This is a genomic window from Streptomyces beijiangensis, assembly GCF_017315755.1.
GTDB classification, from domain to species: domain Bacteria; phylum Actinomycetota; class Actinomycetes; order Streptomycetales; family Streptomycetaceae; genus Streptomyces; species Streptomyces beijiangensis.
This window is the reverse complement of the sequence record NZ_JAFLRJ010000192.1, coordinates 1-12,799: the sequence shown is the minus strand read 5'-3', so window position 1 is coordinate 12,799 and position 12,799 is coordinate 1. Positions and strand designations below refer to the sequence as shown.

14 protein-coding genes are annotated in these 12,799 nt (G+C 69.7%); all 14 read left to right on the top strand.

All coding sequences use genetic code 11. The annotated features are described in order from the left end of the window. The first annotated feature begins 206 nt into the window (after positions 1-206). The 14 genes from pgsA to J0695_RS21015 all read left to right on the top strand — a co-directional run bounded on the left by pgsA (position 207) and on the right by J0695_RS21015 (position 12,713). Positions 207-875 carry a phosphatidylinositol phosphate synthase gene (gene pgsA, locus J0695_RS21080; protein WP_206963681.1) on the top strand — a complete coding sequence of 223 codons (669 nt, stop codon included), beginning with the start codon at positions 207-209 and terminating at the stop codon, positions 873-875. Further along, positions 872-1,774 carry a phosphatidylinositol mannoside acyltransferase gene (locus J0695_RS21075; RefSeq protein WP_206963680.1) on the top strand — a complete coding sequence of 301 codons (903 nt, stop codon included), beginning with the start codon at positions 872-874 and terminating at the stop codon, positions 1,772-1,774. Before pgsA ends, J0695_RS21075 begins: the two co-directional genes overlap by 4 nt. Next, positions 1,771-2,931, top strand: coding sequence for a glycosyltransferase family 4 protein (locus J0695_RS21070; RefSeq protein ID WP_206963679.1), 1,161 nt, complete (start codon positions 1,771-1,773; stop codon positions 2,929-2,931). The genes J0695_RS21075 and J0695_RS21070 overlap by 4 nt, the downstream gene beginning before the upstream one ends. 103 nt (positions 2,932-3,034) lie before the next feature. After that, positions 3,035-3,580, top strand: coding sequence for a hypothetical protein (locus J0695_RS21065; RefSeq protein WP_206963678.1), 546 nt, complete (start codon positions 3,035-3,037; stop codon positions 3,578-3,580). Between the two features lie 122 nt (positions 3,581-3,702). After that, complete coding sequence (gene pdxS / locus J0695_RS21060; RefSeq protein WP_206963677.1) at positions 3,703-4,626, top strand: pyridoxal 5'-phosphate synthase lyase subunit PdxS; 924 nt, start codon at positions 3,703-3,705, stop codon at positions 4,624-4,626. An 8-nt stretch (positions 4,627-4,634) separates the two neighbouring features. Beyond that, a complete protein-coding gene (gene pdxT, locus J0695_RS21055; protein ID WP_206963676.1) occupies positions 4,635-5,228 on the top strand; it encodes a pyridoxal 5'-phosphate synthase glutaminase subunit PdxT in 594 nt (197 codons plus the stop codon). A 71-nt stretch (positions 5,229-5,299) separates the two neighbouring features. Further along, positions 5,300-6,061 (top strand): YebC/PmpR family DNA-binding transcriptional regulator, encoded by a 762-nt coding sequence (locus J0695_RS21050; protein ID WP_206963675.1) that lies wholly within the window; start codon positions 5,300-5,302, stop codon positions 6,059-6,061. 235 nt (positions 6,062-6,296) lie between these two features. After that, positions 6,297-6,863, top strand: a complete 567-nt coding sequence (gene ruvC / locus J0695_RS21045; RefSeq protein WP_206963674.1) for a crossover junction endodeoxyribonuclease RuvC — start codon at positions 6,297-6,299, stop codon at positions 6,861-6,863. Beyond that, on the top strand, positions 6,860-7,477 hold the full coding sequence (ruvA, locus tag J0695_RS21040) for a Holliday junction branch migration protein RuvA (RefSeq protein ID WP_206963673.1): 618 nt from the start codon (positions 6,860-6,862) through the stop codon (positions 7,475-7,477). Before ruvC ends, ruvA begins: the two co-directional genes overlap by 4 nt. 17 nt (positions 7,478-7,494) lie before the next feature. Continuing rightward, positions 7,495-8,565 carry a Holliday junction branch migration DNA helicase RuvB gene (gene ruvB / locus J0695_RS21035; protein ID WP_206963672.1) on the top strand — a complete coding sequence of 357 codons (1,071 nt, stop codon included), beginning with the start codon at positions 7,495-7,497 and terminating at the stop codon, positions 8,563-8,565. A gap of 164 nt (positions 8,566-8,729) precedes the next feature. Beyond that, positions 8,730-9,194: a preprotein translocase subunit YajC gene (yajC, locus tag J0695_RS21030; protein WP_206963671.1), complete on the top strand. Its 465-nt coding sequence runs from the start codon at positions 8,730-8,732 to the stop codon at positions 9,192-9,194. A gap of 144 nt (positions 9,195-9,338) precedes the next feature. After that, complete coding sequence (gene secD, locus J0695_RS21025; RefSeq protein ID WP_206963670.1) at positions 9,339-11,069, top strand: protein translocase subunit SecD; 1,731 nt, start codon at positions 9,339-9,341, stop codon at positions 11,067-11,069. 1 nt (position 11,070) lies between these two features. Beyond that, positions 11,071-12,177 carry a protein translocase subunit SecF gene (gene secF / locus J0695_RS21020; protein WP_206963669.1) on the top strand — a complete coding sequence of 369 codons (1,107 nt, stop codon included), beginning with the start codon at positions 11,071-11,073 and terminating at the stop codon, positions 12,175-12,177. After that, positions 12,174-12,713 (top strand): adenine phosphoribosyltransferase, encoded by a 540-nt coding sequence (locus tag J0695_RS21015; RefSeq protein WP_206963668.1) that lies wholly within the window; start codon positions 12,174-12,176, stop codon positions 12,711-12,713. Before secF ends, J0695_RS21015 begins: the two co-directional genes overlap by 4 nt. Positions 12,714-12,799 lie beyond the last annotated feature (86 nt).

Here is a 12,799-nt window from a genome sequence, read left to right as displayed (position 1 = left end):
GGAGAGAGGGCGCGAGCACAGAGGGGCCGCAGTGCGTGGCGGCACCGGTGACGCCCGCGGTCCTCCGAGCTTTCCACTCCGGTCACGCTGCGTCCATACGTCGTACCGAGCCGGGGTGCCCGGCGGTGGACTCCGGTGGTCCTGGCTACGATGGGCCAGCCGGTGGCCAGAAGGGCCGCGCGGCCATCCGACCCCTCGGGAAGGCCATGCTGAACAAGTACGCGCGTGCATTCTTCACGCGTGTCCTCACGCCGTTCGCCGCATTTCTGCTCCGCCGTGGGGTCAGCCCCGACGCGGTCACGCTCATCGGCACGGCCGGAGTGATGGCGGGTGCACTGGTCTTCTTCCCCCGCGGAGAGTTCTTCTGGGGCACGATCGTCATCACCCTCTTCGTCTTCTCCGACCTCGTCGACGGCAACATGGCACGCCAGGCCGGGATCTCCAGCCGCTGGGGCGCGTTCCTCGACTCGACCCTCGACCGGGTCGCCGACGGGGCGATCTTCGGTGGATTCGCGCTCTGGTACGCGGGCACCGGCGACAACAACATGCTGTGCGCCGTCGCGATCTTCTGCCTCGCGAGCGGCCAGGTCGTCTCGTACACCAAGGCGCGCGGCGAATCGATCGGCCTGCCGGTCGCCGTCAACGGCCTGATCGAACGGGCCGAGCGGCTCGTCATCTCGCTGGTCGCCGCCGGTCTCGCCGGACTGGAGACCTTCGGGGTCCCCGGTATCGGCATCCTGCTGCCGATCGCGCTGTGGATCGTGGCCGTGGGCAGTGCGATCACCCTGGCGCAGCGGGTGGTGACCGTACGCCGGGAGTCCGCCGAGGCCGACGCCGCAGCAGCAGCCGCGGCGCAGGAGAGCGAGACGGCATGAAGGAGAAGCTGACCGACGCGCTGTACGGACTGGGCTGGGCCACCGTCAAGAAGCTGCCCGAGCCGGTCGCCGCGGGCCTCGGCCGGCGGATCGCCGACATGGTCTGGAAGCGGCGCGGCAAGAGTGTGCTGCGGCTGGAGTCGAATCTGGCGCGGGTCGTGCCTGATGCCACCCCTGCGCGGCTGGCGGAGCTGTCCCAGGCGGGCATGCGCTCGTACATGCGGTACTGGATGGAGTCCTTCCGGCTGCCCGCATGGAGCGCGGAGCGTGTGAAGAACGGTTTCGCCGTCAAGGGCGCCCACCATCTGACGGACGGTCTCGCCACCGGCCGGGGTGTGGTCCTGGCCCTGCCCCACATGGGCAATTACGACCTCGCGGGCGCCTGGGTCACCACCAAGCTGGAGGTCCCCTTCACGACGGTCGCCGAGCGGCTCAAGCCGGAGACGCTGTACGACCGTTTCGTCGCGTACCGCGAGAGCCTGGGCATGGAGGTCCTGCCGCACACCGGCGGTTCGGCCTTCGGGACTCTGGCGCGGCGGCTGCGCGCGGGCGGTCTGGTCTGCCTGGTGGCCGACCGCGACCTCTCCGCCAACGGCGTCGAGGTGAAGTTCTTCGGCGAGGCGACGCGGATGCCCGCGGGGCCCGCGATGCTGGCGTTGCAGACGGGGGCGCTGCTTCTTCCCGTAACGCTCTGGTACGACGGCTCGGCCATAATGCAGGGCCGTATCCACGCGCCTCTTGACGTTCCCGAGACAGGTACACGGGCCGAGAAGACGTCTTCGATGACGCAGGCGCTGGCTGATGCCTTCGCCACCGGAATCGCCGAGCACCCGGAGGACTGGCACATGCTGCAGCGTCTCTGGCTCGCCGATCTAGAGCCCCGTCAGGAGCCTTCGTGAAGATCGGCATCGTCTGCCCGTACTCCTGGGACGTCCCCGGGGGAGTCCAGTTCCATATCCGTGACCTCGCCGATCATCTGATCCGGCTCGGCCACCAGGTCTCGGTGCTGGCCCCCGCGGACGACGAGACGCCGCTTCCGCCGTACGTCGTCTCGGCGGGCCGGGCCGTCCCCGTGCCGTACAACGGATCGGTCGCCCGCCTCAACTTCGGCTTCCTGTCGGCCGCCCGGGTACGGCGCTGGCTCCACGACGGCACCTTTGACGTGATCCACATCCACGAGCCGGCCTCGCCCTCGCTCGGTCTGCTCGCCTGCTGGGCCGCGCAGGGGCCGATCGTCGCGACCTTCCACACCTCCAACCCGCGCTCCCGGGCGATGATCGCCGCGTACCCGATCCTGCAGCCCGCCCTGGAGAAGATCAGCGCGCGCATCGCGGTCAGCGAGTACGCGCGGCGCACCCTGGTCGAACACCTGGGCGGCGACGCGGTCGTCATCCCCAATGGCGTCGACGTCGGCTTCTTCGACAAGGCCGAGCCCAAGGCCGAGTGGCAGGGCGGCACGATCGGTTTCATCGGGCGGATCGACGAGCCCCGCAAGGGACTTCCCGTCCTGATGCGGGCGCTCCCCAAGATCCTCGCCGAGTGCCCGGAGACGCGACTGCTCGTCGCGGGCCGCGGCGACGAGGAGGAAGCGGTCGCCGCGCTGCCGAAGGAGATGCGCGACCGCGTCGAGTTCCTCGGCATGGTGAGCGACGAGGACAAGGCGCGGCTGCTGCGCAGCGTCGATGTGTACATCGCGCCCAACACCGGCGGCGAGAGCTTCGGGATCATCCTGGTCGAGGCGCTGTCGGCGGGCGCCCCGGTGCTCGCCAGCGATCTGGACGCCTTCGCGCAGGTCCTGGACCAGGGCGCGGCGGGCGAGCTCTTCGCGAACGAGGACGCGGACGCGCTGGCGACGGCGGCGGTACGGCTCCTCGGGGACGAGGAGCGGCGGACGGAGCTGAGCGAGCGGGGGAGTGCGCACGTACGGCGCTTCGACTGGTCGACGGTGGCCGCCGACATCCTCGCGGTGTACGAGACGGTGACCGACGGGGCGGCCTCGGTGGCCGCCGACGAACGGGTCAGCCTGCGGGCGCGGTTCGGTCTCGCCAGGGACTGAGTCCCGCTCACCGCTCACTGACCGGCGGGTGAGCGCGGCCGCAGTCGCGGTCCGGTGCGGGCGCGGTCCGGTGCGGGCGCGGTCACGGGTAGCCTTGCCGCCCGTGACCGTAACCCTGATCTGGATCGTCGTCGCCCTCGTCGCGATCGGCCTGTACCTGAGCTGGACCGCGGGACGGCTCGACCGGCTGCACACCCGGATCGACGCCGCCCGCGCCGCCCTCGACGCCCAGCTTCTGCGCCGCGCCTCGGTCACCCAGGAGCTGGCCACCTCCGGCGTCCTCGACCCTGCCGCCTCGATCGTGCTCTACCAGGCGGCGCACGCAGCCCGGCAGGCCGAGGAGGACCACCGGGAGGTCACCGAGAGCGAGTTGAGCCAGGCGCTGCGGGCCGTCTTCGGCGAGCAGGCGCAGGTCGACGTGGTGCGCGAGGCGCCCGGCGGCGAGGAGGCCGCCGATGAACTGGCCGCTGCCGTACGGCGCGTGCCGATGGCCCGCCGCTTCCACAACGACAAAGTACGGGCCGCACGCGCCCTGCGAGGACACCGCAAGGTCCGCTGGTTCCGGCTGGCCGGGCACGCGCCGTTTCCCCTCGCCTTCGAGATGGACGACGAGCCGCCGGTGGCGCTGGCCGACCGCCCGGGAACGTAACCCCGGGGGAGTACCGGGAGCCAAAACGATCCACCGGCTACCCATTGGCCCTTGCAGTGGACTGGTCGCAGGGCGTTTCCTCGGAGGAGCAAGAACCTTCTTCACCGAGTGAGGTCAATTCCGTGAGCACGCTTCCCAGCACCCCCCAGGCCACCGGCACGAGCACTGCCACCGGCACCGCACGCGTCAAGCGCGGGATGGCCGAGCAGCTCAAGGGCGGCGTGATCATGGACGTGGTCAACGCCGAGCAGGCGAAGATCGCAGAGGACGCGGGCGCCGTGGCCGTCATGGCCCTGGAGCGGGTTCCGGCCGACATCCGCAAGGACGGCGGCGTCGCCCGGATGTCCGACCCGAACATGATCGAAGAGATCATCGAGGCCGTGTCGATCCCGGTCATGGCGAAGTCCCGTATCGGTCACTTCGTCGAGGCCCAGATCCTGCAGTCGCTCGGTGTGGACTACATCGACGAGTCCGAGGTCCTCACCCCGGCCGACGAGGTCAACCACAGCGACAAGTTCGCCTTCACCACCCCCTTCGTCTGCGGCGCCACCAACCTGGGCGAGGCGCTGCGCCGCATCGCCGAGGGCGCGGCCATGATCCGCTCCAAGGGCGAGGCCGGCACCGGCAACGTCGTCGAGGCCGTGCGCCACCTGCGCCAGATCAAGAACGAGATCGCCCGCCTGCGCGGTTACGACAACAACGAGCTGTACGCGGCCGCCAAGGACCTGCGCGCCCCGTACGAGCTGGTCAAGGAGGTCGCCGAGCTCGGGAAGCTGCCGGTCGTCCTCTTCTCCGCGGGCGGCGTCGCCACCCCCGCCGACGCAGCGCTGATGCGCCAGCTCGGCGCCGAGGGCGTCTTCGTCGGCTCCGGCATCTTCAAGTCGGGCGACCCGGCCAAGCGCGCCGCCGCCATCGTGAAGGCCACCACCTTCTACGACGACCCCAAGATCATCGCGGACGCGTCGCGCAACCTGGGCGAGGCCATGGTCGGCATCAACTGCGACACCCTCCCCGAGGCCGAGCGCTACGCCAACCGCGGCTGGTAGTCCCCCTCATGACGAACACCCCCGTGATCGGCGTCCTGGCTCTCCAGGGCGACGTACGGGAGCACCTGACCGCCCTGGCCACCGCGGATGCCGTGGCCAGGCCGGTCAGGCGTCCCGAGGAGCTCGCCGAGGTCGACGGTCTGGTCATTCCCGGCGGCGAGTCCACCACGATGTCCAAACTGGCCGTCCTCTTCGGCATGCTGGAACCGCTCCGCGAGCGGGTCCGCGCCGGAATGCCGGTCTACGGCACCTGCGCCGGACTGATCATGCTCGCCGACAAGATCCTCGACCCGCGCTCGGGCCAGGAGACCATCGGCGGCATCGACATGATCGTGCGCCGTAACGCCTTCGGACGGCAGAACGAGTCCTTCGAGGCGGCCGTGGCCATCGGGGCGATCGAGGGCGGCCCGGTCGAGGGCGTCTTCATCCGCGCCCCGTGGGTGGAGTCGGTAGGTGCCGAGGTTTCGGTGCTCGCCGAGCACGGCGGCCATATCGTGGCCGTACGGCAGAAGAACGCCCTTGCGACGTCCTTCCATCCGGAACTGACCGGGGACCACCGGCTGCACCAGTATTTCGCGGACATGGTGCGCTCCACCCTGTGAACCCTGTGACGTACTCCCGGTAGGATCTCTGGCGTTCCTACAGAAGATGGTTACGCGAAGGAGACAGGCAGATGTCCGGCCACTCTAAATGGGCTACGACGAAGCACAAGAAGGCCGTGGTTGACGCCAAGCGCGGCAAGCTCTTCGCGAAGCTGATCAAGAACATCGAGGTCGCGGCCCGCTCGGGCGGCGTCGACCTCGATGGCAACCCGACGCTCGTCGACGCCATCCAGAAGGCGAAGAAGAGCTCGGTCCCGAACAAGAACATCGACTCCGCGGTCAAGCGCGGCGGCGGTCTCGAAGCCGGCGGCGCCGACTACGAGACGATCATGTACGAGGGCTACGGACCCAACGGTGTCGCGGTGCTCATCGAGTGCCTCACCGACAACCGCAACCGCGCCGCCTCGGACGTGCGGGTCGCGATGACCCGCAACGGCGGCTCGATGGCCGACCCCGGCTCCGTCTCGTACCTCTTCAACCGCAAGGGCGTCGTCATCGTCCCCAAGGGCGAGCTCGGCGAGGACGACGTGCTCGGCGCGGTCCTGGACGCGGGAGCCGAGGAAGTCAACGACCTGGGCGAGACCTTCGAGGTGCTCAGCGAGGCCACGGACATGGTCGCCGTCCGCACCGCGCTCCAGGACGCAGGCATCGACTACGACTCGGCCGACGCCAACTTCGTCCCGACCATGCAGGTCGAGCTGGACGAAGAGGGTGCGCGCAAGATCTTCAAGCTGATCGACGCGCTCGAGGACAGCGACGACGTGCAGAACGTCTTCGCCAACTTCGACGTCTCCGACGAGGTCATGGAGAAGGTCGACGCGGTCGACGCCTGAGACGCCTGACGGGCACTCACGCAATCACGCAATCACGCGCTCACACGCTGCGGGCCGGGGGACACGACCCCCGGCCCGCAGTCATTGTCGGTGGGCGGAGATAGCCTGGCGGCGACAGATCAGTGATCGGTGTCGCGGGCCGCAACCATCAATCGAGGAACCCCGACGGCGATCAGCCAGGTACGCGAGAGCGGCGGCGGTTCAGCCGCAAAAACAGGGGGGCGGGTGCCGGCGGATGCGGGTGCTGGGTGTGGACCCGGGGCTGACCCGGTGCGGGGTCGGCGTCGTCGAAGGCGTCGCGGGACGGCCCCTGACGATGCTGGGCGTCGGTGTCGTACGCACTCCGGCGGACGAGGAGTTGGGGATGCGCCTCGTCGCCATCGAGCGCGGCATCGAGGAATGGCTGGACACCTACCGGCCCGAAGTCGTCGCCGTGGAGCGGGTGTTCAGCCAGCACAACGTCAGTACGGTCATGGGCACGGCCCAGGCGAGTGCCGTGGCCATGCTCTGCGCGTCCCGCCGCTCCATCCCCGTCGCCCTGCACACCCCCAGCGAGGTCAAGGCCGCCGTCTCGGGCAGCGGTCGCGCCGACAAGGCCCAGGTGGGGGCGATGGTGACCCGGCTCCTGCGGCTCGACGCACCGCCGAAGCCGGCCGACGCCGCCGACGCCCTGGCGCTCGCGATCTGCCACATCTGGCGCGCCCCCGCCCAGAACCGGCTCCAGCAGGCCGTCGCCGCCCACCGCACGGCTCAGGCACGAACACAAGCTCAGGCACAGGCAACGAAAGGCCGTACCGCATGATCGCCTTCGTCTCAGGACCGGTGGCCGCCCTGGCCCCGACCACGGCCGTCCTGGAGGTCGGCGGCATCGGTATGGCCGTCCAGTGCACCCCCGGCACCCTCGCGACCCTCCGTATCGGCCAGGAGGCCAAGCTCGCGACCTCCCTGGTCGTACGGGAGGACTCGCTCACCCTGTACGGCTTCGTGGACGACGACGAGCGCCAGGTCTTCGAGCTCCTCCAGACCGCCAGCGGCGTCGGCCCGCGCCTCGCCCAGGCGATGCTCGCCGTGCACTCCCCGGACGCCCTGCGCCTCGCGGTCTCCACCGCCGACGAGAAGGCGCTGACCGCGGTCCCCGGCATCGGCAAGAAGGGCGCCCAGAAGCTCCTCCTGGAACTCAAGGACCGCCTCGGCTCCCCGCTGGGCACCGGCGCCCATCTGGCCGCCCAGCGCTCGGCCCCGGGACCGGCCCCCTGGAGCGAGCAGCTGCACGCCGCCCTGGTCGGCCTCGGATACGCGCCCCGCGACGCCGAGGACGCGGTCACCGCCGTCACCCCGCAGGCAGAGGCCACCGCCGAGCCGAACGTCGGCGCGCTCCTCAAGGCAGCCCTGCAGACCCTCAACCGCGCCCGCTGATCGAGAGACCCGCCGAAATGAACTGGGACGAGACGACCGGCCCCGACACCGAAGAGCGACTGGTGGGCTCCGCAGCCGACGGCGAGGACCAGGCCGTGGAAGCCGCGCTGCGGCCCAAGGACCTTGAGGAGTTCATCGGGCAGGAGCGCGTCCGCGAACAGCTCGACCTGGTGCTGCGCGCGGCCCGTGCGCGCGGCGCCACCGCCGACCACGTCCTGCTCTCCGGAGCCCCCGGCCTCGGCAAGACCACCCTCTCGATGATCATCGCCGCCGAGATGGGCGCCCCCATCCGCATCACATCGGGCCCCGCCATCCAGCACGCGGGCGACCTTGCCGCGATCCTCTCCTCCCTCCAGGAGGGCGAGGTCCTCTTCCTGGACGAGATCCACCGGATGTCGCGTCCCGCCGAGGAGATGCTCTACATGGCGATGGAGGACTTCCGGGTCGACGTCATCGTCGGCAAAGGCCCAGGCGCCACCGCCATCCCCCTGGAGCTGCCGCCCTTCACCCTGGTCGGCGCCACCACGCGCGCCGGGCTCCTGCCGCCCCCGCTGCGCGACCGCTTCGGCTTCACCGGGCACATGGATTTCTACGAGCCTGCCGAGCTGGAGCGTGTCATCCACCGCTCCGCCCGGCTGCTCGACGTGGAGATCGACATCGAGGGCGCGGCCGAGATCGCGGGGCGCTCCCGCGGCACGCCCCGTATCGCCAACCGCCTGCTGCGCCGCGTCCGCGACTACGCCCAGGTCAAGGCGGACGGCCACATCACCCGCGAGGTCGCCGGTACGGCCCTCGCCGTCTACGAGGTCGATGCCCGCGGCCTCGACCGCCTGGACCGGGCCGTCCTGCAGGCGCTGCTGAAGCTCTTCGGCGGCGGCCCCGTGGGTCTCTCCACCCTGGCGGTGGCCGTGGGGGAGGAGCGCGAGACGGTCGAGGAGGTGGCCGAGCCCTTCCTGGTACGGGAAGGACTGCTGGCGCGCACTCCGCGCGGCCGGGTGGCGACGCCTGCCGCCTGGGCTCATCTCGGCCTCGTACCACCCCGGCATGGTGAGGCAAATAACGGACAAGCCGGTCTATTTCGGTCGTAATGACGCGGGGGCTCGCCCGGTGAGGAACGGCGGTGCCATGCTGGGCGTTGTTCCAATGATGCGGACTCGCTTAGACTCCGCCGACGTCGCCCTTCCAGGCCGACGTGCCCACCCCCGTAGATCAGGCCGCTCACCAGCGCGGTCGTGCGAAGGAAGTCCGTCCCGTGAGTCCGATCACTCTTCTCCCCTTCATTGTGCTTATCGGGGCCATGTTCCTGATGACCCGCTCCGCCAAGAAGAAGCAGCAGGCGGCCGCGTCCATGCGCAATGAGATGCAGCCTGGCACCGGTGTCCGCACGATCGGGGGCATGTACGCCACCGTCAAGGAGATGGACGACGAGACGGTGACCCTCGAGGTCGCGCCCGGCGTTCACGCCATCTACGCCAAGAACTCCATCGGCGCCGTCCTCCCCGACGAGGAGTACAACCGCCTCATCCACGGCGAGAGCGGCGACGACCTCAAGGTCGACGGCGCGGTCGTCCCGGACGATGCCTCCTCGCTCACCGAGGCCGACGAGAAGGCGGACGACGCCAAGATCGACCTGGGCAAGAAGGACGCCGCGGCCGACACCGAGGACGCGCCCGCACCGAAGGACGACAAGGCCGACGGCGAGGGCGACGCGAAGTAGTCGCGTACGGGGACCGGGAAGCGCTCATCCGCGCATCCGGTCCCCGGGCCGTACGACTTCTGCGGGGGCTGGGCCCCTCTACACTTCGTGGCCGCCCACAGCGCATACCCGGCGCAGGGCGGTAGGACAGGGAGAATCGACAAGGTGGCAGCACCGAACAAGGGCCGAAGGCCGGCGGGGGCTCCGGGCAAGCCGGGACGTTCCCTGCTCCTGATCCTGATCGCCATGGTCGCACTGGGTGGCGGGATGTTCCTCGGCGGGCACACCACGCCCCGCCTGGGCATCGACCTCGCAGGTGGCACGAGCATCACGCTCAAGGCCGTGCCGCAGCCGGGCAAGCAGAACGCGATCAACAAGACGAACATGGACACCGCGGTCAGCATCATCGACCGGCGCGTCAACGGCATGGGCGTTTCCGAGGCCGAGGTCCAGACCCAGGGCAACGACAACATCATCGTGAACATCCCCAAGGGGACGAACTCGAAAGAGGCTCGCGATCAGGTTGGCACCACCGCCCAGCTGTACTTCCGGCAGGTGCTGACGGAGGCCGCCGGATCCCCGACGGCCAACCCGTCCGCCACGCCCTCGCCGAGCGCCACGCCGAGCGGCAAGTCCACCGCCAAGAGCACGGGGTCGGCGACGCCGAGCCCGACCGGTTCCTCGACCCCTCAGGGCCGTGCGGTGACCGACGGTCTCAAGGCGGACGCCACCCCCACTCCCTCTGCCACGCCGACCCCTTCGGCCAGCTCCAGCGCCTCGGCGGCCGACGCCGCCACGGCCGCCAAGCTGCAGAAGGACTTCACGGCGCTCGACTGCTCCTCCGCTGCCGCGCGCACCGCGGCGGGCAAGGGCGCACTGCCCACCGACCCGATCGTGGCGTGCAGCCAGGACGGCTCCGCGAAGTACGTCCTCGGTCCGGCCGAGCTCTCCGGCACCGACGTCGACAGCGCCAAGGCCGCCATCTCGCAGCAGACCGCCGCGTGGGTCGTCAACATGGACTTCACGGGCAAGGGCTCGAAGAAGTTCCAGACGACCACCACCAAGCTCTCCAAGGCGACGTCCCCGCAGAACCAGTTCGCGATCGTTCTCGACGGTCTGGTCCAGTCCGCCCCCAGCGTCTCCACGACGCTCAGCGGCAGCGCCGAGATCTCCGGCAGCTTCGACCAGAAGTCGGCCCAGAGCCTCGCCAACGTCCTGTCCTACGGCGCGCTTCCGCTCACCTTCCACGAGGAGACCGCCACCACCGTGTCGGCCGCCCTCGGCGGTCAGCAGCTGGAAGCCGGCCTCATCGCCGGTGCGATCGGCCTCGCGCTGGTCATCATCTACCTGGTGGCGTACTACCGAGGCCTGGCAGCCATCGCGATCCTCAGCCTCGCGGTCTCCGGAATCCTCACGTACGAGATCATGACGCTGCTCGGCCCCGGCATCGGCTTCGCGCTGAACCTGCCCGCGGTCTGTGGTGCGATCGTCGCGATCGGTATCACCGCGGACTCGTTCATCGTCTACTTCGAACGGGTCCGTGACGAGATCCGGCACGGGCGTACGCTCCGCCCGGCCGTCGAGCGTGCCTGGCCCCGTGCCCGGCGCACCATCCTCGTCTCCGACTTCGTGTCGTTCCTGGCCGCCGCGGTGCTCTACATCGTGACGGTCGGCAAGGTGCAGGGCTTCGCGTTCACGCTCGGCCTGACGACCCTGCTCGACGTCGTGGTGGTCTTCCTCTTCACCAAGCCCGTCATGACGCTGATGGCACGCACGAAGTTCTTCTCCAGCGGCCACCCGTGGTCCGGCCTCGACCCCAAGCGCCTCGGTGCCAAGCCTCCGTTGCGGCGTACCCGCAGCGCGGCCTCCGCCCCCACCGACCCGAAGGAGGCGTGAGATGTCGCGACTCGGCACCATCGGCGCCAAGCTGTACCGCGGTGAGATCGGCTACGACTTCGTCGGCAAGCGGAAGCTCTGGTACGGCATCTCCATCCTGATCACCATCACGGCCATCGTCGGCCTTGCGGTGCGTGGTCTCACGATGGGCATCGAGTTCGAGGGCGGTGCGGTCTTCACGACCGACAAGACCACCCACGTGTCGGCCTCGGTCCAGCAGATCCAGGAGGACGCCGTCGCGGCCTCCGGCCACGACGCGATCGTCCAGAAGCTCGGCGACGGATCGGTCCGGATCCAGATCGCCGGTATCGACACCACGCAGTCGGACAAGATCCAGGCCGAACTGGCCAAGGACCTGAACGTCCCGGCGAACAAGATCAACGCCGACCTCGTCGGCCCCAGCTGGGGCGAGACCGTCGCCAACAAGGCATGGACCGGCCTCGCCGTGTTCATGGTCCTCGTGGTGATCTATCTGGCGATCGCCTTCGAGTGGCGCATGGCCATCGCCGCACTGATCGCCCTGATCCACGACCTCACCATCACCGTCGGTGTGTACGCACTCGTCGGCTTCGAGGTCACCCCGGGCACCGTGATCGGTCTGCTGACCATCCTCGGTTACTCCCTCTACGACACCGTCGTCGTCTTCGACAGTCTCAAGGAGGGCGGGAAAGACCTCACCAAGCAGACCCGCTGGACCTACAGCGAGATGGCCAACCGGTCCCTCAACGGCACCCTGGTGCGGTCCATCAACACCACGATCGTCGCCCTTCTCCCGGTGGCGGGTCTGCTCTTCATCGGTGGCGGTGTCCTCGGCGCCGGCATGATCAACGACATCTCGCTGTCGCTCTTCGTCGGCCTCGCGGCCGGTGCGTACTCCTCGATCTTCATCGCCACGCCTCTCGTCGCCGACTTCAAGGAGCGCGAGCCGGCGATGAAGGCCCTCAAGAAGCGGGTGCTCGCCAAGCGGGCCGCCGCTGCCGCCAAGGGCGAGACCGTCGAGGACGACTCCTCGACGGCCGGTGACGACGAGCCGTTCGACGACGAGCCGGAGACCGCGGTCGTCGGCCAGCGCCAGCAGCCCGTCCGGGGACGTGGGAAGCGCCGATGACCAGCACCCAGGAGCTCCTGCTCAGCCGTATCCGGGATGTGCGGGACTATCCGAAGCCCGGCGTCGTCTTCAAGGACATCACGCCGCTGCTCGCGGACCCGGAGGCCTTCACGGCCCTCACCGACGCCCTCGTCGAGCTGTGCGTCGAGCACGGCGCAACGAAGATCGTCGGACTGGAGGCACGCGGGTTCATCCTGGCCGCACCGGTCTCGGTACGCGCGGGGATCGGTTTCATCCCCGTACGCAAGGCGGGCAAGCTCCCCGGGGCGACGCTCTCGCAGGCGTACGACCTGGAGTACGGCAGCGCCGAGATCGAGGTGCACGCCGAGGACCTCAGCGCGGGTGACCGCGTCATGGTCATCGACGACGTCCTCGCCACCGGCGGCACGGCGGAGGCCTCGCTGAAGCTGATCCGGCGGGCCGGCGCCCAGGTCGCGGGCGTGGCCGTCCTCATGGAGCTGAGCTTCCTGGACGGGCGTGCCCGTCTGGAGCAGGCCCTGCAGGGCGCGCCGCTGGAGGCTCTGATCACGATCTGATCCGTACGCGGACGCACGGAGGGCGGGCACCGGGGACTTCTCCCGGCGCCCGCCCTCCGTGCGTCCGCGGACCGGCCCAGGGCGAG